Here is a 25,500-nt window from a genome sequence, read left to right on the forward strand (position 1 = left end):
CCTGCGTGCGTCTCGCAGGCAGCCACGCACTTTTTTACGCCAGTGAAAGGTGTTGCAGCTCGGTTACTTTTCGCGTTTTTCCTTGTTTTGTCGCCGTTATAGTTACCAGCGCCCTAAGTTTTTTGCAGGCCGATGTGTGTTTATGGCAGTATTTTGGGCAAGCCTTCAACACCCATCAAACCCCACTGCCTAGGACTTACAAATGCGAGCCAGAAAAGCCTACTTCACATCAAGCCTTGTATTGTTAATGGCCGCCCTTATTACGGCTGCCACCCAGGCCGCACCAACACTCCAGGATTTGGGGTTGAAGGCAAGTTACATTCAGGGGGCGGTAGTTCGTGGCCAGGCGCCAGAAGGGTTTGAGGTGTCGGTTAATGGCAAGGTTTTGCGCAAAGGGCCACAGGGCGAGTTTGTATTTGGTTTGGGGCGCGATGCCACTGATGTAGTGCTTGCGGTACAGGGGGCCAATCAGCCTTTAGCTGTGCTACCGCTCGCCATTGAAAGCCGTACCTACAATATTCAGCGTGTAGATGGTGTGCCGGCCAAAACTGTTACGCCGCCCAAAGCGCAGCTAGAGCGTATTCACAAGGAGTCTGCTTTGGCCCGCGCCGCACGTGATGTTGATAGCCAGCTCACAGATTTCAGCCAAGCTTTTCAGTGGCCGTTAACCGGCCGTATTACCGGTGTGTATGGCAGCCAGCGGGTATACAACGGCGTGCCCAAAAATCCGCACTTCGGTGTTGATGTGGCAAGGCCCACGGGCACTGTTGTGGTGGCGCCCGTTGGGGGCAATGTGCGGCTGGCCTATGATGATATGTTCTTTTCCGGTGGTACGCTGATTGTCGACCACGGCCACGGGCTTACGTCTACGTTTATCCACCTGTCGGAAATCCTGGTGGAAGAGGGTCAGCGCGTGGAGCAGGGCGACCCGATTGCCAAGGTAGGAGCAACGGGCAGGGCCACTGGCCCGCACCTGGACTGGCGCATGAACTGGTTTGACGAACGCGTAGATCCGCAAACCCTGGTAGGCCCAATGCCGGGCCAATAATCGCCCGCAAGCCTACAATTCCCCGCTCATCCCAAGACAGCCGGCGCTCGGCGTTGTACTATATCGCCCCTTTGCCCCGCTAGGAATTGGTATGATTGATCAAAAATTGCTCAGTATTTTGGTGTGCCCCGTTAGCAAGGCGCCGCTCGAGTATATGCCTGAACAGCAAGAGTTGGTGTGTTGGGCGAGCGGTTTGGCCTATCCCATTCGCGATGATATTCCCGTGATGCTGGAAACCGAAGCGCGCACCCTTACCCAAGAAGAAAAAGACGCACACGCCCGCTAATAACCCCAGGACCCTTGGCCATGAGCGAAGACACCATCTTCAGCAAAATTATCCGCGGTGACATACCCACAGACTTCGTGTACCAGGATGACCACTGTATTTGCATTAAAGACATCAGCCCACAGGCGCCAGTGCACCTTTTGGTGATTCCGCGCAAACCAATTCCTCGCTTGGTTGATGCAACAGCCGAAGATCAAGCGCTGCTTGGCCACCTGATGGTAAAGGCCGGTGAAATTGCCCGTGGGGCAGGCTGTGGCGAGGCCTTTCGCTTAGTTGTAAATAACGGCGAACAAGCAGGGCAAACAGTGTTTCATCTGCATCTGCATATACTCGGCAATAAAGAATATTCGGAATCTGGGCTGGGCATGTAGCCTGCCAACATACATTCACGTGCAACGCACAACCAAGAGAATCGGAAGTTGATTATGAAAAGCGCTGAAATTCGCGACGCCTTTCTGAAGTTTTTTGAGTCTAAAGGGCACACCATTGTACCGTCTGGCTCATTGATTCCCGGCAATGATCCCACCTTGCTGTTTACCAATGCGGGCATGGTGCCATTTAAAGATGTTTTTCTTGGCGATGAAAAGCGCCCCTATAGCCGCGCGGTAAGTTCTCAACGTTGCGTGCGCGCCGGTGGTAAGCACAACGACCTTGAAAACGTAGGCTACACCGCCCGCCACCATACATTTTTTGAAATGCTGGGTAATTTCAGCTTTGGTGATTACTTCAAGCGCGATGCCATTTTATTTGCGTGGGAATTCTTAACCGCAAGCCACAGCTTGAATATTCCCACTGAAAAACTGTGGGTAACCATCTACGCAGAAGATGATGAAGCCTTCGATATTTGGCATAAAGAAGTGGGCCTGGCGCCCGATCGCATCATTCGCATAGGCGATAACAAAGGTGGCAAATACAACTCGGATAACTTCTGGGCAATGGGCGATACTGGCCCTTGTGGCCCCAGCTCTGAAATCTTTTACGATCATGGCCCCGATGTAGCAGGCGGTCTGCCCGGCACACCCGAAGAAGATGGCGACCGTTACATCGAGATCTGGAACCTGGTGTTTATGCAGTTTAATCGCATGGCCGATGGCACATTGAAAAACCTGCCAAAACCCTCGGTAGATACCGGCATGGGCCTTGAGCGAATTTCTGCTGTTATGCAGCATGTGCATTCCAATTACGAAATCGATTTGTTCCAGGCGCTTTTGAAGGCTGCGGCCGAAGTTACCGGGTGTGATGATATCGCCAACCAATCGCTGCGCGTGATTGCCGACCACATTCGATCTTGCGCCTTTTTGATCATTGACGGTGTATTACCCTCCAATGAGGGCCGTGGCTATGTTTTGCGCCGCATCATGCGCCGCGCAATTCGCCACGGCAACAAGCTTGGCCAGCAGCAACCGTTCTTTCACAAACTGGTAAGCGCGCTGGCATCTGAAATGGGTAATGCCTACCCGGAACTCAAAGCCAAAAGCCCGCAAATTGCCAAGGCAATTTTGGCCGAGGAAGAGCAGTTTGCCAAAACGCTGGATAAAGGCCTGGGTGTACTGGAGGCCGCGCTTGAAAACCTCACAGGCGCAACCATTGATGGCGAAACCGTATTTACCCTCTACGACACCTACGGCTTTCCCGTGGATCTCACCGCAGATATCGCCCGTGAACGCGGTTTGCAATTAGATATGGCAGGCTATGAGTCGGCGATGGAGGCGCAGCGTCAGCGCGCGCGCGCCGCCGGCAGTTTTAAAGTGGATTACTCGGCTAGCCTGCAGTTGGAAGGGCAAACCCAATTTACCGGTTACGGTGCATTGGCAGGTAGCGGTAAAGTGGTTGCGCTTTTGAAAGGTGGTGAAAGCGTTACCGAATTGAAAGCCGGCGATGAGGCCGTGATAGTGCTTGAGCAAACACCGTTTTACGCGGAATCTGGTGGTCAGGTTGGCGACACCGGCAAGTTGCGCGCCAACGGCGTAGTGTTTGAAGTGACAGATTGCACCAAGCAGGGTGGCCACCATTTACACATTGGCCAGCTAGTGCAAGGCCAGGTAAAAGTAGGCGATAGCGTAACCGGTGAAGTGGATGCCGAAATTCGCCAGGCCACCGCACTGAACCACTCTGCCACCCACCTGTTGCACGCCGCGTTGCGTAAAATTCTGGGCGAGCATGTCACCCAGAAAGGCTCATTGGTAGATGCAGAGCGCATGCGCTTCGATTTCAGCCACCCAGAGGCGGTAAAGCCTGCGCAATTGAAGGCCATTGAGCAATTAGTGAATGCGCAAGTTCGCTTGAATTCAGAAGTGAAAACCGATGTCTGCGATATGGAAGCGGCAAAAACCAAGGGCGCGCTTGCGTTATTTGGTGAAAAATATGGCGACAGTGTGCGCGTGCTTACCATGGGCGAGGGCTTTTCTGTTGAGCTCTGTGGTGGTACCCACGTCAACCGTACCGGCGAGATCGGTTTGTTCCGTATTGTGGCAGAAACGGGTATCGCCTCGGGTGTGCGTCGCATTGAAGCGGTAACGGGCGCTGCGGCGCTGGCACAGGTAGAGCATCAAACAGACCTCATTGTGAATTTGGCAAGCCTGCTTAAAACCGGTGCAGATCAAGTTCAGGAAAAGGCCGAGCAATTACTGCAAAGCCACAAAACCCTTGAGAAAGAGTTGGCCACTGCAAAAGCAAAGCTTGCCTCTTTGGCGAGCGGCGATTTGGTGTCCAAGGCAGTTGAGGTGCAGGGCATTAAGGTGTTGGCGGTACAGCTGGAAGGCGTAGACAGCAAATCCCTGCGCGATACCGCAGATCAGTTGAAAAACAAGTTAGGCACTGCGGCGGTATTGTTAGCCGCCGTTGATGGCGACAAGGTGGCTCTGGTGGCCAGCGTGACCAAAGATGCCACGGCCAAAATCAAGGCCGGTGACATCATGCGTCATGCGGCAGGAAAGCTTGGCGGCAAGGGTGGCGGCAGGCCCGATATGGCCCAAGGCGGCGGCACCGATGTGGCTGCGCTGCCAGATATGCTGGCCGGTATGCCGGATTGGATAGCCCAGCAAATGGGTAGCTAGGGCAATATTTCTTAGTTTTTAAGGGTTTTGCGCAACTAAATATTAACATTTTGTGCCTTTTGTGCTTAAGTTGCGCGTCCCGTTTGGCGGGTCATTAATTATCCATATTCAGGAATAGAGGAAGGCTTCTACATGAGCCTGTTGGTACAGAAATACGGCGGTACTTCGGTAGGTAGCGTTGAGCGCATCGAAGCGGTGGCCGAGAAAGTTGGCAAGTTCCGCGATCAAGGGCACGACATGGTAGTAGTAGTGTCTGCCATGAGTGGCGAAACCAATCGGTTGATCGATCTTGCCCAGCAAATTCAGGAGCGCCCGGATCCACGAGAGATGGACGTTTTGGTTTCTACCGGCGAGCAAGTCACCATTGCGCTGCTGTGCATGGCCCTGAAAAAACGTGGCTATGACGCGCGCTCTTACACCGGTGGCCAGGTGCGCATTGTGACAGACGATGCCCATAATAAAGCGCGCATACAACAAATCGACGACGCTCGCATTCGCGAAGATTTAAGCGCCGGGCGCGTGGTTGTGGTTGCCGGTTTTCAAGGCGTAGATGATCAGGGCAATATCACAACGCTGGGGCGTGGCGGCTCGGATACCACCGGTGTTGCATTGGCGGCGGCGTTAAAAGCCGATGAGTGCCAGATTTATACGGATGTAGACGGTGTTTACACAACCGACCCGCGGGTGGTTTCTTCCGCCCGCCGCTTAAACCAGATTACCTTTGAAGAAATGCTGGAAATGGCAAGCCTGGGCTCCAAGGTTTTGCAAATCCGGGCTGTAGAGTTTGCGGGCAAATACAATGTACCGCTGCGCGTTTTACACAGCTTTCAGGATGGCCCCGGCACATTGATTACCCTCGATGAGGAACTAGACACCATGGAACAACCCGTAGTATCAGGCATTGCCTTTAACCGCGACGAAGCAAAAGTGACCTTGGCCGGCGTGCCCGATCTTCCCGGTGTTGCCTCACGTATTTTGGCGCCAGTGGGCGATGCGAATATTGAGGTAGACGTTATTGTTCAAAACGTATCCTCGGATAAAACCACCGATTTAACCTTTACCGTGCACAAAAACGACATGGAAAAGGCCCGCGGTGTGCTTGAGACGGTTGCCAAGGAAATTGGCGCCCGCGAGGTTATTTGCGATAGCCATGTGGCCAAGGTATCGCTGGTGGGTGTGGGTATGCGCTCCCATGCCGGTGTGGCAGCTACCATGTTTAAGGCCTTGGCAGAAGACAATATCAACATCCAGATGATCACCACCTCTGAAATCAAAATTTCTGTGATCATCGATGAAAAATACCTTGAACTCGCGGTGCGGGCACTGCATGCTGCCTTCGAAATGGACAAAGCGCCCCAAGAGTTGAAGTAGCCATCAATAGTGCTTGGGGTAATTGGGGTTTGCATCGTCTAACCCCTTCTTTAACCCCATATTGACTGGTTTGTTTTCTTTTTTGCAGAACTTGGGCTTTACTTAAGGGGCTGCTCGCTGGGCAGGCTAAGGCAGAACAGGAAGTGGGTTAGTGACAACCAACAGCGGCAAAACCCCATACTTTTGTGGTACCGTTGTGCAACAGGATGATTTTAAGGAGAATCGTGATGTTGATTTTGACACGTCGCATAGGTGAAACGCTTATGGTAGGCGACGAAGTAACTGTCACAGTACTTGGTGTCAAAGGTAACCAAGTTCGCATTGGTGTTAATGCACCAAAAGAGGTGGCAGTTCACCGTGAAGAAATTTATCAGCGCATCCAGCGAGAAAAGCAGGACAACGACGAGTAACCCTGCCCGATTGCATCACAAACGGCGGCCCATGGCCGCCGTTTGTGTATCTGGGTGGTTAAAAATTGGCCTGTATTTTAAGGCAGAAAAACGCACATAACTCTTTGATTTATTAATAGATGTGGTATTATGCCGCACCTGTTGGAGAGGTGGCCGAGTGGCCGAAGGCGCGCCCCTGCTAAGGGCGTATACCCTAATCCGGTATCGGGGGTTCGAATCCCCCCCTCTCCGCCATTACAAATAAAAAAGCCCCGCTCGAAAGAGTGGGGCTTTTTTGTTTGTGCGGGGTAGCGGGTGGGTGAGAACCCCCTGGGTTCGACCCCAATTGCGTTTTGTGCAATTGGGGGACGCTGGAGTTGCGCGACGGCGCCCCGCAGGGGTGGGGCGTATGCCCCATCAATCCCCCCCCTCTCCGCCATTACAAATAAAAAAGCCCCGCTCGAAAGAGTGGGGCTTTTTTGTTTGTGCGGGGTAGCGGGTGGGTGAGCCCCCCTGGGTTCGACCCCAATTGCGTTTTGTGCAATTGGGGGACGCTGGAGCTGCGCGACGGCGCCCCGCAGGGGTGGGGCGTATGCCCCATCAATCCCCCCCTCTCCGCCATTACAAATAAAAAAGCCCCGCTCGTAAGAGTGGGGCTTTTTTGTTTGTGCGGAGTAGTGGGTGGGTGAGAACCCCCTGGGTTCGACCCCAATTGCGTTTTGTGCAATTGGGGGACGCTGGAGCTGCGCGACGGCGCCCCGCAGGGGTGGGCGGTTGCCCCATCAACCCCCACCTTTCTTATGTAGGCTTGATATTCGGTAGCCAGAGCGGGGCTATTGCGTGGCAGGGGCGGGTTTGAGCCGCAACCGGCAAATAACCCCGCAGCCGCAAATAGACCCGGTCTACCCCCCATGTTCCCCCAGGCCTTGGCATGCTAGCCTGTGGCCGGGAATTTCTGCGTTATAAGCGCTGCAGTTCGTCCCATAGGCAGTCATAAGAAAATGAGGCATCCATGGAAAAGTTTAAAGCTGCGCTAGGCAATGTGGGCGTACAGGTAGTAATCGCAATGATTATTGGCACCCTAACCGGTGCCATCATGGGGGAGGCTGCATCGGTATTTGCACCGCTTGGGCACCTGTTTATTAACCTGATAAAAATGCTGGTTATCCCGCTGATAGCCATTGCCATTGTAGCGGGTGCCGCCAATTTGGGGGGCAGTTCGTCGGCCGGGAAACTAGGTTTGGCAACCTTCGGGTTCTTCCTGGGTACCAGTGCGCTGGCTGTGGCTCTGGCGCTGGCCGCCGGCGAGCTATTTCAGCCGGGCGCCGGTGTTGATTTAAGCAGTGCCCAGAACATGTTCACCAACGAGTTGGCCGACAAGGGCCATGTGCCGGGTTTTGTTGAAACCATCCTGGGCATGGTGCCGGTGAACGTATTCCAGGCCCTGAATGACGCCAATATCCTGCAGATTATGGTGTTTTGCCTGTTCTTGGGCGTTGCCATTTCACGCCAGCCGGCGAGCCAGCGCCAGCCGTTAATGGCGGGGCTGGATACCCTGGTTAACGCCTTTATCTGGATGATCAACGTAGTGATGTGGCTGGCACCGCTGGGTGTTTTCGGGCTGATGGCAGATGCCGTGGGCACCTTTGGTTTCGCCATGCTGAATCTCGTGATGAATTTGTTTGTGGTCTACGTGCTGGCCATTCTGATTTTTGGTTTTGTGGTGTACCCGTTGCTGGTAAAGCTGCTGTCTGATCAGTCGCCCTGGGTATTTTTGTCAAAAATGAAAAAGGCGCAGGCGGTTGCGCTTTCTACATCGTCTTCCATGGCAACACTGCCGGTAACACTTGAGGTGGTAGAAGAGGAGTTAAAGGTATCCAAGCCAACGGCGGCTTTCGTGCTGCCTTTGGGGGCCACCATTAACATGAGTGGTAATGCCATCTATTACGGCCTGGTCGCCGTGTTTTTTGCGCAGGTTTTTAACGTAGAGCTGGGTTTACCCGCCTATCTTGCGATTATTTTCACCTCTACCCTGGGTGCGATTGGCCAGGCCGGTGTACCGGGGCCCTCGTTTTTGGTGGTTGCCGTATTGTTGGCCGCAGGTATTCCCATAGAGGGCTTGCCGTTGCTGTTTGCGCTAGATCGCATATTCGACATGATCCGTACGGCGCTAAACATCACGGGCGACGCCGCTTGCGCAGTCATTGTGGATCAGGTGGCAGGTGTTGCCGAAGATGTATCACAGGCTGATGGGCCGCTGCAGGGTGCAGATAAAGCCTAGCGCAATGATCATCACCCTGGCTTGAAGTGTTCAAGCCGGGCTGATGAAGCGCCTTTATTGGCGCTTTACACAGGCCTCAACAATCGCACCTTTGTTGATACCTTCAAAAGCTTGAACGCGAATGGTATCGCCAGGGGCTTCTGCGGCAAGTGTGTGCGCAATGTGCGTGGCCAGCCATTCTACGGTGGTATCTGTATCAAGCATGTAGCAGTGGTTTGCAGGCATATCCAGCTCAAAGGCGCCCTGTTGTGCCCGGTAGGCAAACTTTAGTAAGCCGTTTTCGTTGGCTACCAAATCCTCCTGGGTGCCCAGGTAAATATCTTGCCAGCGAGTGGCCCAATCTTTTTCTAACGCCGGGTCAGATACACCATTGCGCCAGATGTGAATGCGCGAACGGTGGCCATGGGCAATGCGCTGGCAGTTGCCGCCGTGCTTTTTAAGGCCATGAGAGTAATGGTAAAAGGCGCTGTTTATAGGCTCTTCATCGAAGCTGATGCGCAGCTCGGCAATGCTCGCCTCGAATTGGGGTTTCAGTTGCATAACGCACCACTGGGCCACACTTGCTGCGGTAATTTCTGGCGCGTCTATCAGTACGATAGCCTGCCTGGGGGAGCGGCAGCGCAGGGCTTGCTTGCCATAGCGCCAAACAAGCTCAATGGTGTCGCCATTTTCAAGTAGTTCCAGGTGCTTAGATTGCGCGGGTACCAGCAGGCAGTGATCTATACGGGTATCCAAAAAGTGGCGCAGGCGCTTTTTAACATTGCCAAAGTCGCACACCATCCCTTGGGCGTCGAGCGCACCATCAAGCGCTGTATTGGCAAGCCAGGTTTCCCCAAGCATGCCCCGCTCTGGGTGCAGGTAACTAAAATCAACGTTGGTAAGATTATCTACAAATAACAGCATGTCGCGCACAGGGCTAGAAAATGGGCAGGCATGATACCGCTGCGGGCCTTGTAGCACCACCAGCGAGCACCTCTTTAGGCTAAACTCAAATGGCTTGATTCGCTAGGGGATGCAGTGAATTTTAAACGTTGGGCTCTTTACGGCGGTATTGAACCGGCTACTTTGTCGCCAATCGATGCGCGAGGCCTGCGCCTGTGGCGCTACTGCCAGTGGATTGTGGTACTGCTAATACTGGTGTTTTTTCTGGTTGCTGTGCATCAGGGCATTGGCCTGCGCATTGTGTGCTTGAGTGTGGGTTGGGCCCTTTGCATGGCGGGGCTCTTTGTTACACGCCCGTCACTTAGATCCTTGTCTATTAACCTTACGATGCTCGGTGCGAATATAGCCGTTGCCACCGGCACCTACACCAATGGCGGCCTGGGCACGGCGGCCAGTGCCTGGATTGTCTACCTCCCGCTGTTGGCGGGTGTAATGGGCGGGGCGCGTGCTGCCCGTGTGTGGGTGTATGGCGCCGGGGGTGTATTGGCGGCATTCTTGATTGCGCAATTTCTTGGCGTACCTATGCCAAACCTCACCCCACCTGAGCTTGTGTACCGCCAGGATGTGCTACAGCTGGTAATGCAGGTGATTGCGGTGGCCATGATGCTAAGCGGGCTAATAGGGCAGGTGGAACTCTCTGAGAAGGCTATGAGCCAAACCATACAATCATTGCACCGCGAGGTGGCTTCACGCATTGAGGCTGAGGAAAAGGCAATAGCCGCAGAGCACAAAAAGGCTGCTTTTTTTACCTCCATGAGCCACGAGTTAAAAACACCGCTTAACGCCATAATTGGCTTTGCCCGCATGGCGATAAAGCAGGCCAAACACGGCCCGCTTGATGAACGTGGGCAAGATGCATTGCAGCGGGTGCTCACCAATGGCCAAGATATGTTGAATTTGGTGAAAAATTTATTGGTGATTGCGAAGTCAGATGAAGGCAAAACAGTTGAAGATCTGCTGGAGTTTGATTTGGCCCATGTGGTACATGAAGTGGTGGCCGATATGCAAAGCCTGGCCGAGCCAGGTGTTGTGCTGGAAGATTCCGTAGCTACACCACTGGTTTTAAAGGCAGATATGGCAGCTTTGCGGCGGGTGTTGGTCAATCTAATTGGTAATGCGTTGAAGTTCACAGAGCAGGGCTCGGTAAAAGTATCGCTAAATAGCCGCGTTACCGGTGGAAAAACCTGGTTTGCCATCAGTGTTGTAGATACTGGCCCCGGCATTCCAAATGAAGAGTTGCCCTTTTTGTTTGAGCCCTATACCCGCGGTGTAACTACCCAATCGAAATCGGGCACGGGCCTTGGGCTTGCTTTAAGCCAGCAGTGGGCCGGGCAGTTGGGCGGATACATAGAGGTCAGCACCCGGCTGGGTGAAGGCAGTGAATTTTCCCTGTATTTGCCAAGCGAGCTTGCGGTTTAGAGCATTTGGTTGACTATTTTTCCTTTCCTTTTTGTGTGGGCCTGCCTTGGGCGGACTTCTGCAGCTGACAATTGGTGAATGCTTGCATGCATAAAGAGCAAGGTTAGCCAGCTAGCAGTTCAGTGGTTGTGGGCGTGTAAGGGTTATTTGGTGGGCATTTTTCGGTGGTTGTTGGGGAGTTACCCATGGCGGCCAAGCAGGCCCCTTTACCTTAATTGCAGGCATAAAAAAGGGCAGCCAAGCTGCCCTTTGGTGTTTAGCGACCTATCAGAACTCGTACAGAACTTTAACGGTGCCATCTACATCGGCGGTATCAATGTAGCCAATCAGTGAAGGGTTTTGCGAGATGAGTTTTTTCACATCTGCGCTGCCGCCTACTTCTTTGGGTGGTGTGCCTTTACCGGTGAACAGCAGCTGTGCCCAGTAGGCTTTAATCTGCTGATCATTCTTTTTCAGTACGGTAGAAACAAACGCACTGCGGTTAGCTGAGCCATCGGCCTGGTCTACAGGGATTGCTTCAGAGCCATCGGGAAAGGTTTTCTTTTTACCTAAAAACACACGAGAGATGTCGTCTTCGCTCATGGTGTTCGGGTTGGCAGGGTGTACCACAACAGCTACGCCCGACCAGGCAGCAACACTCATCAGCATGGTGGCAATAAACACCAAGCGAGAGGCAACTTTCTTAGTAAAGAACGTTTTCATGTTAATCCTCCCTTAGAAAATGGTGTCGATTGAGAAGCGCACAACACTTGCGCTGCCATCAACTTCATAGGTGCCGTCGGTATCGAAATTACGCTGTGAAAAATCGATTTTGAACGACGCCGATGGGTGGAAGTTGTAGCGCATACCCACAGTTACCGTTTGGTTCTTGCCTTCGGCAGCATCTGTCGCTTTTTCAACACATGCCAATAACTCTGTGCCGTTAGATGGGCCTGTTGCGGGACAAAGCGCAGAGGGAACACCTGATGGAGGAAACGCTGGTGCAGTAATTCCGTCTGTGCGGGTGTCTTCCTGCACTTCATAAGTGATATGGAACATCAAATCGTTAAATGTTTTACCCAGGGTCAGGTACGCAGAATCTTGGTCGGCAATAAAGGAATCTTCTACCTTAATTTGCGTAACTTCACCTGCGAATAACCAGTTACCGTTATCCGCTTTAAAGCCTAAGCCTGCGAATGAGCCTTTATCTTCATTCACGGAAAATGAGTCTGCGATATCCGTAAGGCCACCTAAGCGCAGCCCGCCATCAAGCGCCGCCAGTGTGGGGTTCGTGATACTGGTGTCTGCTTGGAAATAAGCAGCGCGTAAGGTTAACCAATCGTTGTTGATGGTCCAGGCGCCACCCCAAAGGTTGCGAAGGTCTGCCTGAGATTCAGCACCTGAAACGAGCAATTCGTCTGCAGTTCGACCCAGTACCAGCTGAACACCTGAATCCCAGCTGCCCATGGCGCCGTTGAACTGTACGTTTACGCCTTCCATGGTAGAGAAGAACAGGTCATACACAGACTCTGGTGGGCGAATCCAGGGGTAGGCGTAGCCAACATCCAGGAAGTCTGAGTACTGGTAGAAGGGAATACGCAGCTTGCCCACGTTTACACGTGATGCATCACCAAAATCGTAAGATACGAAGGCCCATTCCATTTCCACGTTAAAATCGTCTGCGCCGCGGGCCATCGCCTGCGCAGTTACGGAAAGACCGTTGCCCAGATTGCTACTGGCTTGCAGGGCAAGCTTTGATTCGGGGCGGAAGTTGTAGTCATCGTCGCCATAGCCGTACAGACGTATTTCATTCGTAGCTGGGTTTGCATCTCCAATGCGCTCCGCTTCACTGGTTGTGATACCGCCAGTGATGGACGCAAAGCCGTTCCAGCGAATGTCTGCGGCATTAACGTTGACCGCCAAAGCTGGTGCCATGCTAGCAACAGCGGTTGCGAGTAAGGCTTTTTTCATAGTCTCTCTCTCTAGGGTTATAGATAAACAACAGGTTAGATTACAAAATTAAAACTTGCCTAAAAAACAGGCCATTTTTTGTACGTTATTAGTATCAGCAACCTAGAGTGGTGGCCGGAAATGGACTGGGGTACGCGGTGAAATTACACGGCACACCTATAATCGTCGCGCATCCTAGTATTACCTGACTGAAAAGTCAAAAAAGTAACGTATGACAGGTGCTGCCTGCCTGTCGAACGGCTGGCGGATTTGCGTATAATGCCGCCTTTGCCGCACGCCCAGTTCATTGGGGTGCGCCTTTCTTAAGTGTCTGCTTTCGTTGGAACCCAATCATGACCGTACGCACTCGAATTGCGCCATCGCCCACCGGTGACCCGCACGTAGGTACTGCCTACATCGCTTTGTTCAACTACTGCTTTGCCAAAAGCCAGGGCGGTGAATTCCTGCTGCGTATTGAAGATACAGACCAAGTGCGCAGCACCCCCGAATCTGAGCAGGCCATTTTGGATAGCCTGCGCTGGCTCGGCCTGGATTGGGATGAGGGCCCGGATGTGGGGGGCGCCAAGGGGCCATACCGGCAAAGTGAGCGCAGCGATATCTACCAGCGCTACTGTAATGAGCTCATTGAAAAGGGCCACGCCTTCCGCTGCTACCGTACGCCCGAAGAGCTGGATGCACTGCGCGAAGCGCGCCGTGCCGAAGGGGGCTTTGCCGCATTAAAGCCCAGCGAACTGCGCCTGCCCGCGGATGAAGTTGCCAAGCGTGAAGCCGAGGGCCAGCCCTATGTGATTCGCATGCTAGTGCCTGAGGGGGAGGGCCCGTGCCCCATAGACGACATGCTGCGCGGCACCATAGAGCTTGATTGGGGCCAGGTAGATGCCCAGGTATTGCTGAAATCAGACGGCCTACCCACCTATCATTTGGCCAACGTGGTGGATGATCACCTCATGGGCATCACCCACGTGCTGCGCGGCGAGGAGTGGATTAACTCCGCCCCCAAGCACAAGCTGCTCTATGAATACTTCGGCTGGGATATGCCCGTACTCTGCCACTTGCCCCTGTTGCGCAACCCCGATAAATCCAAGCTCAGCAAGCGCAAAAACCCCACCAGCATCCTCTATTACAAGGATATGGGTTACCTGCCCGAAGGCCTTTTGAACTACCTTGGCCGTATGGGTTGGTCTATGCCCGATGAGCGCGAGAAATTTACCCTGGCCGAGATGATTGAGCACTTCGATATCTCGCGCGTATCACTCGGTGGCCCCATATTCGATGTTGAAAAGCTCGATTGGCTAAACGGCCTGTGGATTCGTGAAAACCTGAGCCCAGAGGCCCTGGCAGATCGCCTGAGCGCCTGGGCGTTTAATCGCGACAAGCTCATGAGCCTGATCCCGCACGCGCAACCAAGAATGGACAAGTTGTCTGATTTTGCGCCCCTAATGGCATTTATGGCCGCCGGCCAGTTGCCCATTACCAGCGCGAGCTTTGCCGATGTGAAAATGGATGAAGACACGCTCAAGGCCGTGCTGCAGTTTGCCCTGTGGCGCCTGGAGGCATTGCGCACCTGGGAGCGTGACGCCATCTTTAACGAGTTGAAAACGCTGGCAACTCAGATGGATATCAAGGTTAAGGATTTCCTGGCTCCGTTGTTTATCGCCATCGCGGGCACAACTGCATCTTTCTCGGTAATGGATTCCATGACATTACTGGGCCCGGATATGAGCCGTGCCCGCATTCGCCATGCATTGAATAGCGTGTTTGGTGAAATCGGTAAAAAGCAGGCCAAAAAGCTTGAAAAGGCCTATGAGGCGCTGGGAAAAGCACCAAATTGATCAAATCAGAATCAGGCGTAAGTTTTTGATTTTAAACGCTTGACAGGGCAGGGCGCAGTGGTAGAATGCGCCCCACTTCAGAGAGACGGCAGCAGCCATCCACTGAAACCCAGAATTTGGGGCTATAGCTCAGCTGGGAGAGCGCAACACTGGCAGTGTTGAGGTCTGCGGTTCGATCCCGCATAGCTCCACCATATAGAAAACCCCGCGTCGCAAGACGCGGGGTTTTTTTATGGGCGCAGCAAGGCTGCGGGGTTGTTCTTAGCCTCGGTTCACAAATCTGACTGGATCAGATTTGGGCAAAGGCGCGTTTCAGCCATTGGGCCGCAGGCCCGAGCACATTGGTGTGCGAGCCAATCCCGCATAGCTCCACCAAAAAGCGTTGTAAATCAATGCGTTAAAGAACCCGACTTAGAGCGGGTTTTTTATTGTCTGAAATTTAAGTCCATTTTAAGCCCAGGTGAGTTCATTGTGTCTAAGGGTTCCCTTGGTCAGTGGGGGGCGGTGCGTTCTTCTGGCTTTCCTGGTGGTTGGGGTGAGGGGTGGGGCTTACATTGCTTGTCATTGGTATCCATCCAGGTTTTTCTCGATGGATACAGGCTATTAAACAGTTCGCTTAAAAATGGGAGGATTCTGAAAAATGAACAGAAAAAAGTGGGGATGGATGGTGGTGAAAGGTGCGGGAAGCCGCACCTAGGTGGTGTGCTATTCGGGAATCTCTTGCTCCCAGGCTGACTCAAATCCCTTGTTCCCACAGTGGATGTGAAGCGCAGAATAGGCTTGCTCAAGCAAGTACTCAACGTTGTCCTCTAGGGGTGCGTCAACGATTGCCCAATATAACTGAGCCAGATGGGTTGCATCGTTGGGCGATTGAACTCCCGTTTGTAGCAATTGCAGTGATCGGGTGTCACCAAGGGATTGGGCATGTTCAGCAACAAATTGTCGTGCCCGCTCATTTCGAAATTCGATCATAAGGCCTCCTGGGCGTCTTTTATGACGGCCATTCTATCTGCAATCCACTCAAGTTTTGAGCGAAGTTCTGCTAAGTGCATTTTCTGGGTCACGGCCAGTAGATAACGTTGCTTCTTTCTATACGTAGGATCAGGAACGAACTTTAGCCCTTCGGGTATATCGGCAGCCTCAAGAATCCAATAAACAGACACTGGTTTGCCAGAATTTCGCTTGGCCTTCATCCGATGGATGCCTTTGAGGTGCTGCCAGTGTGGAGAAAACGAAAGCCCGTGTTCCACCGAAGGTTGTACCCAGTTGCCGCAACTGGGAAAACCTAGTCATCACGTTGAATACCAATTAGCACCTCGCGATGGGTGCTATTTGGGTTCAGGTGAGGGGTGGGGTGCTCGCCATCAACAATTAACCGGGCTAACAGTTGGTTGAGCCTTTTAAATGCTTCCCCTAGGTCCTCTAGTAATTTGAGCTGCTCCATCCATAAGCCTTCTGTTTTGAGGTGGGTGTGCGAGAAGCTGCTATTCAATTAAAGAAAATCTGGGGCTGCATACTTGCCATAAGTCATCCTGTCAGCGCCACAGCGCTGGCTTTTATCAGGCGCTGCTAACCCGCCATGGCCTTAGCTGCAGTGCGCTGGCGCGGCTTCCTTTTTGGCTTGCAGCTCCAAGGGCCTTTGTGTAGTTTTAGCCTCCTTCTGGACGCTGCTTGATGGGACCTGTGTGCCAGTTAAGCCTAGGTTTCCAGGTGGTAAAGGCTGTTTAAAGGACAAGATGTAAATAAAGGATTGCGCTCATGTTTGAAACTCTCATCAATAAAACCATTGCACTTTTAACGCTGCAGCTGCTCATTACTTGGGTGGGGGCGCAGGCTGTAGTTACTTACTTTCGCTTATGCTATTGGGCCGGCGCGGATAATGTTCAGGCGGTTGAGGGCGAGAGCGGGTCAATTGATATCTTTCCGTCAGGCGCCGGGGCGCAAACTTTCTTTTATGGCAACTTTATTGCCAATGCTGTTATTGGTTTAGTGCTCATTGTGTTTTTTAGGCAGTCGGCTGATGTCGGTATCTGGCTGTTTTGTATTTGGTCGCTCACTTTTGGCTTTAGCTTTGGCTTCATTTTCATTTTCCTTAACGAAAACGTTGCAGAAAAGGCCTTAACTCTTACCGCAAGTATTAGCTTGCTATGTGCGTTGGTCGGTCTGTCGGTTCAAACGGATCTATCTTTTATGCAGCCTTGGTTGCTGGTTGGGCTGGTCATTCTGCTGATAGTAAATATTGGCAGAGGGGTGATGGGTTTACCTGACGAAGAGAAGCGTATCAAGGCTATTGGCGGTAGTCTGTTGTTTGCGCTCTACCTGGTTGCAGATTTTAACGCCCTCGCTCAAGCAGCGGCGCCTGAGCAAAATAGTTGGAATATAGCGCTGGAAATTTCCATCCAATTGTATCTGGATGTTATTAATCTGTTGCTGCAAATCCTTGAGGCGTTGGGCCAGGAGGAGGGTTAAACCCGGCGATGTAGGTTAAGTAGTTATTGTGTGTACCTATTTCGTGGTTAACGGAAAATTTTTGTTTTAAGAAAAATAAATATGGCATCCATAAAGAACTTTGGAAAAATTTTCATAATTTATGTGCGAGATGAGTTCGAATCTTGGTTAGGTCTATCAATAATCTTTAATCGACAAAAGCCGACGCTTGATGTATTGATGCGTCCTGCCGGTGGCAGTTAAAGAAATTTGCAGCGGATTATTGCGGTTTAACTCGGCAGTCGGCAGTCGGCAGTCGGCAGCTGCCCAGGCCTGGTGTGTAGTGACTTGGCTTGTTGCTGTGTGTGGTTGGGGTTGTGGGCGCGCTTAGCTTTGTAAGTGGCCCCCGGTGCATTGGTTTGCCTGCTTTATCTTTTCGGCGCTCTTTTGGCGTGCGGTTAACGGTGTAACTAAAGCAGCCAGCTGTTCGCTGGCTGTATTGGTGGGTATTGTAGAGGGCTAGCGACTACTTCTTGGTGCGTTTTAATCCGAGCCCCAGTAAACCTAAGCCGAGTAGTAACAGAGAGCCCGGTTCGGGCAGGTTGCTACTAACCAGCCATGCTCCCATGGTGCCGCTGGAGTTCGAGCTATAGTGAGAGTCGTACCAAGGAGCATCGTGAACGGCGAGTGAGCCGCCAAAAATGAAGTTGTAGTAACCGGCGATGCTGTAGTCGCCAATAACGGCTTCGCCGCCAGAACCGAGATCGGAGTTCACTCCATCGAACAGGTCATGGAGTGTTGCGGACGCGGCTGCGCCCAAGTCGTTATCACTGGAATAGATATCGGCGGAGGTAAGTGCCAGGCCTGTGGCGTCTGACCAGGTGCTGGCAATTTGATCTGCCGTTGCGAGCACCCAAGTTCTCCCTGCGTACATTATCCCTGTGTTGAAGTTTGCGTAGGTGTCATGAATAAGGCCTACGTCTAAATAGTCGACCCCTAAATTTGTGTCCGTGGTATAGGTGCCATGGTCAATGATCGTTGCGCCAGACATGGAGCTGACAACCAGCGTGCAGGTTGCTACTAAGGTTTTGAGCGTTTTCATAGGTCTATTCCCTTTTTCCTGTTGTTGTCTCAAGGTCAGGCGGTTGGTACGCAATGCCCATGCCACTATGATTTTTTCTAGTTTTTTCAGTGGCTTGGTTTTTTTGCATGTCGCTCGCGTAGCGATTGTGTAAATAAGCTCGACAGCAGTATTCGAGTGGAAAGGGGGCGAAGACTGGAAGTAGCTAATGCTTAAATGTTAATAGCAGGGAATTAAGGTGGTAATCGATACGGCAGTGTGGCCGGTGAGTGTGCTTGCTTTTAGGCGCTAAATCCGCGCGCCGCTCACTGTTTTAGCTAGATGTTGTTGGTGGCGTCGATAACTTGGAGATTCTGGCCGCTCAGTGGTGCTTGAGTGGTGTTGAAACCTGGGCGGGTGAGATCAAACACCGGGTAAGAATTGTGTGTGGCGTTGCGCGTGGAATATCGGTGTGATGCCCCCGTGGCTGTTGGGGGCGAGCAACGCTTTTTGCCACATCTGGATTGGTGAAGGTGGTCATGTTGGCAGAGAGTTCGTGGTGTATGTGAAAGCGGTGGTGCCGGATGCTAAAAACGTGGCCCGACATGCTGCGTTGAGATTATTCGAGCCATCATCTGGCCACCCGTAACCATAATCTTCAAAACCCAATTGTTATCGAACCTAGGGGCGTGAGGGTGAATCGATGGCGCGCACAAGGCGCTACGGGCTCATCCAGTGGCTAGCTTATTCTATCTGGAGTTAAGGTTTGTGGCGCTTGCTTGTGGCAACCAAGTGCTTTTGCTGCTTACTGGTTCGAGAAGGAGCGGGGTTCGAAACAGGCCCCGCTCGTATTGCTCGTGTCATGAGAGCGGGGCTGCCGCTTACGCCTTTAGCTTTGGCCTTCTTTACTGCTGTTTTCTTCCGGTGCCTCTTTCTGGATTTTTTCCAGCGCTTTGTGGTAATCACGGCAGGCGCGGCTGTCTTGTTCGGATTGGGCGCAGGCTTGCTCGTGTACCGCAAGGCGTGCAGCTTTCACTTGGTCGCGGCCGCGCACTTCGTAAATTTTTTGAATGGAGTTTGGCATGCGGATGTTACTGTTGGTTGCGTATACCTTGTCAAAGCGCGCACTCACCCGGCCTTGGGTGTCTGTGAAGGCGAGCGCCTGGCTAAACAGCAAGTCGCGATCGGGGCGCGAAAGCACCAGCAGGTAGTTGCGGCTGGCGCCAGCTGAAACCATTAGTACTTGCTCGTTCACAGCAGACCAGCCATTTACATTGTTCTTGCGAAAATCGCGCACCTCTTTTAATTCAGGGAATTCATAATTGATGGGCGGGTTGGCGAGTGCGCCGGTGGTGGCGAGTGCCAGGCACAGGGTGATGATCAGCTGTTTCATGGTGTATCCCACCTGCAGGTGTGCCGAAACGGGCGGCTTAGTGTACCTGTAAAATATGACCGCAGCTGCAGGGTTAGGTTCAATGAGTGTGCTTTTTGATGGGCATAAAAAAGCCCCGATAAATCGGGGCTTTTAAAGACTAGAGGCTAGTCAAATAATGGCGGACCGGACGGGACTCGAACCCGCGACCTCCGGCGTGACAGGCCGGCATTCTAACCAACTGAACTACCGGTCCGCTAAACCGTGTAGGCGCAATCAACTGCGTTAATTGCCGCCTGAATATGGTGGGTGGTACAGGGGTCGAACCTGTGACCTACGCCTTGTAAGGGCGCCGCTCTACCAACTGAGCTAACCACCCGGTGTTCAGGAGCCGCGTATTCTACTGATAAATCCGGGTCGGTCAACAATATTCTTAATTTTTTTCAGTGGATTCAACGCCTTGGTTGTTGGCGCATATTCCGGGCGTTGCAAACATAGGCGCTTGCAGGGTGCGTTGTTATACTCCCCGCCCATTGGAACTTTGTGGGAGCAGGCGTGTGATTCGCAAGGCGATTCAGCTATTGGTGGTGAGTGTGATGCTGGTGTGCAGCGCACAGGCCGCGATTGAGGTGTATGAGTTTGAAGATCCGGAGCTGCGGGCACGATATCAGCTGTTTACAGAGGAGATGCGCTGCCCGAAATGCCAAAACCAGAATTTGGCAGGCTCCGATTCCCCTATAGCGGCCGATCTGCGGCGCGAGCTGCACAGGCTGCTAATGGAGGGCAAAACCGATGAACAAATCACCGATTTCATGGTGGCCCGCTATGGCGATTTCATCCTTTATAAGCCAAGGGTGCAATCGAACACCTTGATGCTATGGCTTACCCCCTTGGTGCTGTTTGCCCTGGGCGTGGCCATTGTGCTCTGGTTTGCCCGTGGGCGTGCGCGCCCTGTGAAAACTATCAGTGATGAAGAACGTGCGCGCCTGGATGCGCTGGTGGCTTCATCTGTGGCCGGGCGTGAAGCGCCCTCAGCCACCTCAGCCAACAACAAGCAGGAATCTGGCGAATGACGTTTTTTTGGGTAGTTGCCACTGTATTGGCGTTGTTGGCGGCAGTGAGTGTGTTGTGGCCCTTGTGGTCGCAGCGGGGTTCGGCGGGGCTGGCGCGCGGTGCCACCAATATTGAAATTTATCGCGAGCGCGTGGGCGAGCTGGATGCCCAGCTGGCAGCCGGCGAGCTGGATGCCGAGGCGCACAGTGCCATGCACGATGAGCTTAAGCTCTCGCTGTTGGACGACACCCAAGCCGATAGCCACCCCGAGCCAGCCACCCACACACGCGGCGGTGCACAGCTGTTGCTGGTGCTGGCGGTGTTGTTGCCGGTGATTGCAGGTGTCTGGTATTGGCAGAGTGGCGCCAGCCAAGACGTATTGCTGCGCGATAAAATGCAGGCCATGAGCGGCGCCAAAGATGCACCGGCAGTGGCAGAAATGTTGCGCGCACGGCTTGATCAGCAGCCGGAAAACACCCAAAGCTGGTTTACCCTGGCGCGCCTTTACATGGATATGGGGCGCTACGCCGATGCCACCATGGCCTATATGGAGGTGGTGAATCGTGAGCCGGAGGCGGGTTCGGTAGTGGCCGAAATGGCGCAAGCTTTGTTTTTGGCCTCTAACAACCAAATGACCCCCGAAGTGCAGCGCATTACCCAGCGCGCGCTCGATCTTGTGCCCGAGAACACCACGGCGCTGGGCCTTGCGGGCATTGCCGCCTACGAGCAACAGCGTTTTCGCGAAGCAGTAGACTACTGGCAGCGTGCGCTGGCGGGCAGCCAGCCGGGCTCGCCTGGCTATAAAGCCCTGCAAGGTGGCGTGGCGCAAGCCCGTGCGGCACTCGCCGCCGCAGGCGATGCGCAGGCAAATCAGGGCGATGCGCAGGCAAATCAGGGCGATGCGGCAGGCGCTGCCAACAGCACAGCTGAAACCCAGGGAGCCACAGGGCCTGCTATTACCGTGAGTGTGAGCTTAGGCGACGCCGTACCGCGTTCCGGCCAAACGGTATTTGTGTATGTGCGCGCCTGGCAGGGGGCCAAAATGCCACTGGCTATTGAGCGGCTGCGCATTGATCAGCTGCCTGCAGTGGTGGTGCTCGATGACAGCAAAGCCATGATGGCAGGCACGTCGCTTGCGGCGGCGGGCCAGCTGGAAGTTGTTGCACGGGTTTCGGCCTCGGGCAGCCCGGTGCCGGCCAAGGGGGATTGGCAGGCGTCGCAAGGGCCGATTTCCCTTGCCGAAGGGCCGGCTTCCGTAGCACTGCAGGTGCAGCAGCAGGTGCAGTAAGGCAGGGTGAAATGGGGCGGGCATCTGTGTAGAATCGCCCCATCTTCGGGCGTCTATCACGACCGGCAGGGAACGCCACCTTCATCGCCTGAACAGCGCTGTGTTCCACCGGTTATGTGCCTATAAATACTAGAATATTCAATGGCTTAGGGCTGTTGAGACCAAGAGTGAAACTGTTGTATGCGGCTCAAATGTATCAAGCTGGCCGGGTTTAAATCCTTTGTAGACCCGACAACCGTTAATTTTCCTTCCAACCTGGGCGCCGTGGTTGGCCCCAATGGTTGCGGCAAGTCCAACATTATCGATGCCGTGCGCTGGGTGATGGGTGAGTCGTCGGCAAAGAATTTGCGCGGCGAAAACATGACCGATGTTATCTTCAATGGCTCGGGCGGGCGAAAGCCCGTGGGTCAGGCATCCATTGAGCTGGTGTTTGATAACTCCGAGGGCAAGCTGGTAGGGGAATACGCAAGCTACGCAGAAATCTCTATTCGCCGCAAGGTAACCCGCGAAGGCCAGAATTTTTACTACCTCAACGGCAATAAGTGCCGCCGCCGCGATATTACCGACATCTTTTTGGGTACCGGCCTCGGGCCACGCTCCTACGCCATTATTGAGCAGGGCATGATTTCGCGCCTGATTGAAGCGCGCCCGGAAGATTTGCGGGTATTTATTGAAGAAGCGGCCGGTATTTCAAAATACAAAGAGCGCCGCCGCGACACAGAAAACCGCATTCGCCGCACCCACGAAAACCTTGAGCGCTTAACTGATATTCGCGATGAGTTAGAGCGCCAGCTGTCGCGCCTTGAACGCCAGGCGCAGGCCGCTGAAAAATACGGATTGTTCAAAAAAGAAGAGCGCGAGCTCAAGGCCCAATTGCAGGCATTGCGCTACCGGGTGCTGGCAGAGCAGGTAACAATCAAGCGCGCGGCCATTCGCGAGCTGGAAGTGCAAGTGGAAGCCTTTGTTTCCGAACAGGTAAACAAAGACACCCAGATCGAAAAGTACCGCACCCAATACACCGAGCTTGGCGACAAGTTCAACGAAGTGCAGGGCCGCTACTACTCAGTGGGCTCTGATATAGCGCGCATTGAACAAAGTATTAGCCACGCGCAAGATCGCGTGCGCCAGCTCACTATCGATTTGGATCAAACCCGTCGCGACTGCAAAGAAGCCGAAGAGCACTTGCGGCTGGATGCCGAAAAGGCCGAGGGCTGGCAGGCAGAATTGCTGGAAATTGAACCGGAATTGGATTTGGTGCAATCCGCCGGTGATAACTCCAGCGAGCTGCTGATGGAAGCCGAAGAGCAAATGCAGCAGTGGCAAAGCGAGTGGGACGAATTTAACCAGCAGGCCTCAGAGCCGCGCCAGCGCGCGGAAGTGCAGCAATCGCGTATTCAGCATTTAGAGCAGGTGCAAACGCGCCTGCTAGAGCGCATTCGCAAGCTTGAGGAAGAAAAATCGCACCTCACCGCCGGTGAGGTTGAAGACGAAATTGAAGAGTTAACCGAACAGCTGGCCGAGCTCGATTTGCAGGGCGAAGAAACCCGCGATCGCAACGAGCAGATTGCAGAAGACATCAACAACCTGCGCGAAACCAACAACCAGCTTAATAACAGCCTGGATGAAAAGAAAAGCAAGCTGCAAACCTTGCGCGGGCGCCATGCCTCACTTGAAGCCTTGCAGCAGGCTGCACTTGGCGAACAAAACAAAGCGGTTACCCGCTGGCTTGAAAACAATAACCTCGCAGACAAACCACGTTTGGCCGAAGGGTTAAGCGTACGCGATGGTTGGGATAAAGCCGTAGAAACAGTACTTGGCAACAACCTGCAAGCAGTGTGTACCCAGGGCCTGGATTCCGTAGCCGGTGTGTTGGAAAGCCTTACCCAGGGCCAGCTGCTGCTGGTAGATAGCGCCGCCCAAGTGCAGGCGCAATCGGGCGATAAAGCCGTAACCCTTGATAGCTTTATTGATGCTGATGTATCCATCGCATCACTCGTGGGCCAGGTTTACGCTGTTGAAACATTGGCAGAAGCCTTGGCGTTGCGGGCTAATTTATCGGCCAATGAATCGGTAATCACCAAAGAGGCCATTTGGATTGGCCCGAACTGGTTACGAGTGGTGCGCGATAACGACGCCACCGCAGGCGTTATTGCGCGCAAGCAAGAGCTGGAAACCCTGGCGGTTGAGCTTGAATCCCTTGAAAGCGCAGTGGCCACGGAATCCGAGCAGCTGCAACTGGGGCGCGAGCGCTTAAAAGAGCTTGAGCAAAACCGTGAACAGTTGCGCCGAAGCCTGGATGAGCACACCCGTAAGTACAGCGAAATTAAAGCGCAGCTGTCAGCACGCCAGGTGCGCGTTGAACAAATTCTGGATCGCAAAAAGCGCATCTCCGATGAAGTGGCCGAAGCCCGCGAGCAAATGGAACTTGAGGCAGAGCATCTGTCTGAGGCGCGTATGAGCCTTGAAGAAGCCATTGATGCCATGGAGCGCGACACCGGCAAGCGCGAAGAGCTGATGACCCGCCGCGACAGCATTCGCGCACGTCTGGATGAAGCCCGACAAAAGGCCCGCCACGATAAAGACCGCAGCCACGAGCTGGCCATGCGCGTTCAAAGTTTGCGCACCCAACTTTCGGCCATTCAGGCCGGCATGAGCCGCATGCAAGAGCAATCTGCCCGCTTGGCCGAGCGTCGCGAGCAATTGGAAGCCGCGCTATCAGATAACCACGACCCAATTGAAGAATACAAGCTAGAGCTTGAAGCGCTGCTGGAAAAACGCGTATCGGTGGAAGAGGAACTGGGCGAGGCGCGCAAAGCGGTGGAAACCGTTGAGCATTCACTGCGCGAGGTAGAACAGCTGCGCAACCGTGCCGAGCAAGACGTGCAAAAGGTGCGTGGCAACCTGGAGCAAGAGCGCTTGAAGGCGCAAACGCTGGAAGTGCAAAAGCAGGGCTTTGAAAATCAGCTCAAAGAAGAAGAGTTTGATTTGGAAGCGCTGCTGGCCGAATTGCCGGAAGATGCAGAAGAGGCGCCTATGGTGGCGCAGCTGGAAACCATTGGTAACAAAATTACCCGCCTGGGCCCCATTAACCTGGCGGCAATTGACGAGTATAAATCGGAATCCGAGCGCAAAAATTATCTGGATGCGCAAAACGGCGATTTGATGGAGGCGTTGGAAACACTGGAAAACGCCATTCGCCGGATCGATCGCGAAACTCGCACGCGCTTTAAAGAAACATTCGATCAGGTGAACTCCGGCCTGCAAGAGTTGTTCCCCAAGGTGTTTGGTGGCGGCCATGCCTACCTGGAGCTTACCGGCGAAGACCTGCTTGATACCGGTATCGCCATTATGGCGCGCCCGCCGGGCAAGCGTAACAGCACCATTCACCTGTTAAGTGGTGGTGAAAAGGCGCTCACTGCCATCGCACTGGTATTCTCTATTTTCCGTTTGAACCCTGCGCCTTTCTGTATGCTGGACGAGGTAGATGCGCCGCTTGATGATGCCAACGTTGGCCGCTACGCCCGCATGGTGGAAGAGATGTCTGCGCACGTGCAATTTATTTACATTACCCACAACAAGATTGCCATGGAAATGGCACACCAGTTGTTGGGTGTAACCATGCACGAGCCGGGTGTTTCTCGGCTGGTAACGGTGGATGTAGAAGAAGCCGCCGAGTTGGCTGCATCTTAATGTGCAGCCTGTGAGTTTGGTGAAATCAATGACACA

The 25,500-nt window shown here is 53.5% G+C and carries 20 protein-coding genes and 4 tRNA genes; 15 read left to right on the forward strand and 9 right to left on the reverse strand.

Annotated elements, in window-relative coordinates; translation table 11 throughout:
* Positions 1 to 202: 202 nt before the first annotated feature.
* The 8 genes from L1F30_RS06685 to L1F30_RS06720 all read left to right on the forward strand — a co-directional run bounded on the left by L1F30_RS06685 (position 203) and on the right by L1F30_RS06720 (position 8,431).
* Positions 203 to 1,048, forward strand: coding sequence for a M23 family metallopeptidase (locus tag L1F30_RS06685; RefSeq protein WP_253360922.1), 846 nt, complete (start codon positions 203 to 205; stop codon positions 1,046 to 1,048).
* Between the two features lie 91 nt (positions 1,049 to 1,139).
* A complete protein-coding gene (locus L1F30_RS06690; RefSeq protein ID WP_253360923.1) occupies positions 1,140 to 1,334 on the forward strand; it encodes a Trm112 family protein in 195 nt (64 codons plus the stop codon).
* Positions 1,335 to 1,354: 20 nt separating this feature from the next.
* Positions 1,355 to 1,705 (forward strand): histidine triad nucleotide-binding protein, encoded by a 351-nt coding sequence (locus L1F30_RS06695; protein ID WP_253360924.1) that lies wholly within the window; start codon positions 1,355 to 1,357, stop codon positions 1,703 to 1,705.
* 54 nt (positions 1,706 to 1,759) lie between these two features.
* Complete coding sequence (gene alaS, locus L1F30_RS06700; RefSeq protein WP_253360925.1) at positions 1,760 to 4,390, forward strand: alanine--tRNA ligase; 2,631 nt, start codon at positions 1,760 to 1,762, stop codon at positions 4,388 to 4,390.
* A gap of 132 nt (positions 4,391 to 4,522) precedes the next feature.
* Positions 4,523 to 5,761 carry an aspartate kinase gene (locus tag L1F30_RS06705; RefSeq protein ID WP_253360926.1) on the forward strand — a complete coding sequence of 413 codons (1,239 nt, stop codon included), beginning with the start codon at positions 4,523 to 4,525 and terminating at the stop codon, positions 5,759 to 5,761.
* Between the two features lie 227 nt (positions 5,762 to 5,988).
* The gene (gene csrA / locus L1F30_RS06710) at positions 5,989 to 6,171 is read left to right on the forward strand and encodes a carbon storage regulator CsrA (RefSeq protein WP_253360927.1); all 183 of its coding nucleotides are present in this window, start codon (positions 5,989 to 5,991) and stop codon (positions 6,169 to 6,171) included.
* A gap of 143 nt (positions 6,172 to 6,314) precedes the next feature.
* Positions 6,315 to 6,405 (forward strand) — tRNA-Ser (locus L1F30_RS06715).
* 757 nt (positions 6,406 to 7,162) lie between these two features.
* Positions 7,163 to 8,431, forward strand: coding sequence for a dicarboxylate/amino acid:cation symporter (locus L1F30_RS06720; RefSeq protein ID WP_253360928.1), 1,269 nt, complete (start codon positions 7,163 to 7,165; stop codon positions 8,429 to 8,431).
* Positions 8,432 to 8,485: 54 nt separating this feature from the next.
* Here L1F30_RS06720 and L1F30_RS06725 read toward each other — a convergent pair whose 3' ends face one another.
* The gene (locus L1F30_RS06725; RefSeq protein WP_253360929.1) at positions 8,486 to 9,334 is read right to left on the reverse strand and encodes a 6-carboxytetrahydropterin synthase; all 849 of its coding nucleotides are present in this window, start codon (positions 9,332 to 9,334) and stop codon (positions 8,486 to 8,488) included.
* Between the two features lie 114 nt (positions 9,335 to 9,448).
* On the opposite strand from L1F30_RS06725, the gene L1F30_RS06730 reads away from it, so the two are divergent.
* The gene (locus tag L1F30_RS06730; protein ID WP_253360930.1) at positions 9,449 to 10,792 is read left to right on the forward strand and encodes a HAMP domain-containing sensor histidine kinase; all 1,344 of its coding nucleotides are present in this window, start codon (positions 9,449 to 9,451) and stop codon (positions 10,790 to 10,792) included.
* Between the two features lie 267 nt (positions 10,793 to 11,059).
* Here the strand turns inward: L1F30_RS06730 and L1F30_RS06735 are convergent, their stop codons facing one another.
* Both L1F30_RS06735 and L1F30_RS06740 read right to left on the reverse strand, forming a co-directional pair.
* Positions 11,060 to 11,494, reverse strand: coding sequence for a phosphate ABC transporter substrate-binding protein (locus tag L1F30_RS06735; protein ID WP_253360931.1), 435 nt, complete (start codon positions 11,492 to 11,494; stop codon positions 11,060 to 11,062).
* Between the two features lie 12 nt (positions 11,495 to 11,506).
* Positions 11,507 to 12,742, reverse strand: coding sequence for a hypothetical protein (locus L1F30_RS06740; RefSeq protein WP_253360932.1), 1,236 nt, complete (start codon positions 12,740 to 12,742; stop codon positions 11,507 to 11,509).
* A gap of 332 nt (positions 12,743 to 13,074) precedes the next feature.
* Between L1F30_RS06740 and gltX the strand changes: the two genes are divergently transcribed.
* Together gltX and L1F30_RS06750 are read left to right on the forward strand one after the other, a co-directional pair.
* A complete protein-coding gene (gltX, locus tag L1F30_RS06745; protein WP_253360933.1) occupies positions 13,075 to 14,574 on the forward strand; it encodes a glutamate--tRNA ligase in 1,500 nt (499 codons plus the stop codon).
* Positions 14,575 to 14,692: 118 nt separating this feature from the next.
* Positions 14,693 to 14,768, forward strand: a tRNA-Ala gene (locus L1F30_RS06750).
* A gap of 511 nt (positions 14,769 to 15,279) precedes the next feature.
* Here L1F30_RS06750 and L1F30_RS06755 read toward each other — a convergent pair.
* Positions 15,280 to 15,546: a hypothetical protein gene (locus L1F30_RS06755; protein ID WP_253360934.1), complete on the reverse strand. Its 267-nt coding sequence runs from the start codon at positions 15,544 to 15,546 to the stop codon at positions 15,280 to 15,282.
* Positions 15,543 to 15,767, reverse strand: a complete 225-nt coding sequence (locus L1F30_RS06760; RefSeq protein ID WP_253360936.1) for a hypothetical protein — start codon at positions 15,765 to 15,767, stop codon at positions 15,543 to 15,545. Before L1F30_RS06760 ends, L1F30_RS06755 begins: the two co-directional genes overlap by 4 nt.
* A 565-nt stretch (positions 15,768 to 16,332) precedes the next feature.
* Here L1F30_RS06760 and L1F30_RS06765 point away from each other — a divergent pair.
* Positions 16,333 to 17,043 (forward strand): Bax inhibitor-1 family protein, encoded by a 711-nt coding sequence (locus L1F30_RS06765; protein ID WP_253360937.1) that lies wholly within the window; start codon positions 16,333 to 16,335, stop codon positions 17,041 to 17,043.
* A 484-nt stretch (positions 17,044 to 17,527) separates the two neighbouring features.
* Here the strand turns inward: L1F30_RS06765 and L1F30_RS06770 are convergent, their stop codons facing one another.
* The 4 genes from L1F30_RS06770 to L1F30_RS06785 all read right to left on the reverse strand — a co-directional run bounded on the left by L1F30_RS06770 (position 17,528) and on the right by L1F30_RS06785 (position 19,812).
* Positions 17,528 to 18,103: a PEP-CTERM sorting domain-containing protein gene (locus L1F30_RS06770; RefSeq protein WP_253360939.1), complete on the reverse strand. Its 576-nt coding sequence runs from the start codon at positions 18,101 to 18,103 to the stop codon at positions 17,528 to 17,530.
* 847 nt (positions 18,104 to 18,950) lie between these two features.
* Complete coding sequence (locus L1F30_RS06775; RefSeq protein ID WP_253360941.1) at positions 18,951 to 19,454, reverse strand: DUF6491 family protein; 504 nt, start codon at positions 19,452 to 19,454, stop codon at positions 18,951 to 18,953.
* Positions 19,455 to 19,612: 158 nt separating this feature from the next.
* Positions 19,613 to 19,689, reverse strand: a tRNA-Asp gene (locus L1F30_RS06780).
* A gap of 47 nt (positions 19,690 to 19,736) precedes the next feature.
* A tRNA-Val gene (locus L1F30_RS06785) sits at positions 19,737 to 19,812 on the reverse strand.
* A gap of 178 nt (positions 19,813 to 19,990) precedes the next feature.
* On the opposite strand from L1F30_RS06785, the gene L1F30_RS06790 reads away from it, so the two are divergent.
* The 3 genes from L1F30_RS06790 to smc all read left to right on the forward strand — a co-directional run bounded on the left by L1F30_RS06790 (position 19,991) and on the right by smc (position 25,464).
* A complete protein-coding gene (locus L1F30_RS06790) occupies positions 19,991 to 20,506 on the forward strand; it encodes a cytochrome c-type biogenesis protein (protein ID WP_253360943.1) in 516 nt (171 codons plus the stop codon).
* Positions 20,503 to 21,774 carry a c-type cytochrome biogenesis protein CcmI gene (gene ccmI, locus L1F30_RS06795; protein ID WP_253360945.1) on the forward strand — a complete coding sequence of 424 codons (1,272 nt, stop codon included), beginning with the start codon at positions 20,503 to 20,505 and terminating at the stop codon, positions 21,772 to 21,774. The genes L1F30_RS06790 and ccmI overlap by 4 nt, the downstream gene beginning before the upstream one ends.
* 180 nt (positions 21,775 to 21,954) lie before the next feature.
* Positions 21,955 to 25,464 (forward strand): chromosome segregation protein SMC, encoded by a 3,510-nt coding sequence (gene smc, locus L1F30_RS06800; RefSeq protein WP_253360947.1) that lies wholly within the window; start codon positions 21,955 to 21,957, stop codon positions 25,462 to 25,464.
* Positions 25,465 to 25,500: the final 36 nt, after the last annotated feature.

The organism is Simiduia sp. 21SJ11W-1, assembly GCF_024138675.1.
In the GTDB taxonomy this organism is placed as follows: Bacteria; Pseudomonadota; Gammaproteobacteria; order Pseudomonadales; family Cellvibrionaceae; genus Simiduia.

Bases quoted from the DNA above. Each gene is read 5' to 3' on its own strand.
- L1F30_RS06685 (WP_253360922.1), top strand. From the start codon at position 203: ATGCGAGCCAGAAAAGCCTACTTCACATCAAGCCTTGTATTGTTAATG.
- L1F30_RS06690 (WP_253360923.1), top strand. From the start codon at position 1,140: ATGATTGATCAAAAATTGCTCAGTATTTTGGTGTGCCCCGTTAGCAAG.
- L1F30_RS06695 (WP_253360924.1), top strand. From the start codon at position 1,355: ATGAGCGAAGACACCATCTTCAGCAAAATTATCCGCGGTGACATACCC.
- alaS (WP_253360925.1), top strand. From the start codon at position 1,760: ATGAAAAGCGCTGAAATTCGCGACGCCTTTCTGAAGTTTTTTGAGTCT.
- L1F30_RS06705 (WP_253360926.1), top strand. From the start codon at position 4,523: ATGAGCCTGTTGGTACAGAAATACGGCGGTACTTCGGTAGGTAGCGTT.
- csrA (WP_253360927.1), top strand. From the start codon at position 5,989: ATGTTGATTTTGACACGTCGCATAGGTGAAACGCTTATGGTAGGCGAC.
- L1F30_RS06720 (WP_253360928.1), top strand. From the start codon at position 7,163: ATGGAAAAGTTTAAAGCTGCGCTAGGCAATGTGGGCGTACAGGTAGTA.
- L1F30_RS06725 (WP_253360929.1), bottom strand. From the start codon at position 9,334: ATGCTGTTATTTGTAGATAATCTTACCAACGTTGATTTTAGTTACCTG.
- L1F30_RS06735 (WP_253360931.1), bottom strand. From the start codon at position 11,494: ATGAAAACGTTCTTTACTAAGAAAGTTGCCTCTCGCTTGGTGTTTATT.
- L1F30_RS06740 (WP_253360932.1), bottom strand. From the start codon at position 12,742: ATGAAAAAAGCCTTACTCGCAACCGCTGTTGCTAGCATGGCACCAGCT.
- gltX (WP_253360933.1), top strand. From the start codon at position 13,075: ATGACCGTACGCACTCGAATTGCGCCATCGCCCACCGGTGACCCGCAC.
- L1F30_RS06755 (WP_253360934.1), bottom strand. From the start codon at position 15,546: ATGATCGAATTTCGAAATGAGCGGGCACGACAATTTGTTGCTGAACAT.
- L1F30_RS06760 (WP_253360936.1), bottom strand. From the start codon at position 15,767: ATGAAGGCCAAGCGAAATTCTGGCAAACCAGTGTCTGTTTATTGGATT.
- L1F30_RS06765 (WP_253360937.1), top strand. From the start codon at position 16,333: ATGTTTGAAACTCTCATCAATAAAACCATTGCACTTTTAACGCTGCAG.
- L1F30_RS06770 (WP_253360939.1), bottom strand. From the start codon at position 18,103: ATGAAAACGCTCAAAACCTTAGTAGCAACCTGCACGCTGGTTGTCAGC.
- L1F30_RS06775 (WP_253360941.1), bottom strand. From the start codon at position 19,454: ATGAAACAGCTGATCATCACCCTGTGCCTGGCACTCGCCACCACCGGC.
- ccmI (WP_253360945.1), top strand. From the start codon at position 20,503: ATGACGTTTTTTTGGGTAGTTGCCACTGTATTGGCGTTGTTGGCGGCA.
- smc (WP_253360947.1), top strand. From the start codon at position 21,955: ATGCGGCTCAAATGTATCAAGCTGGCCGGGTTTAAATCCTTTGTAGAC.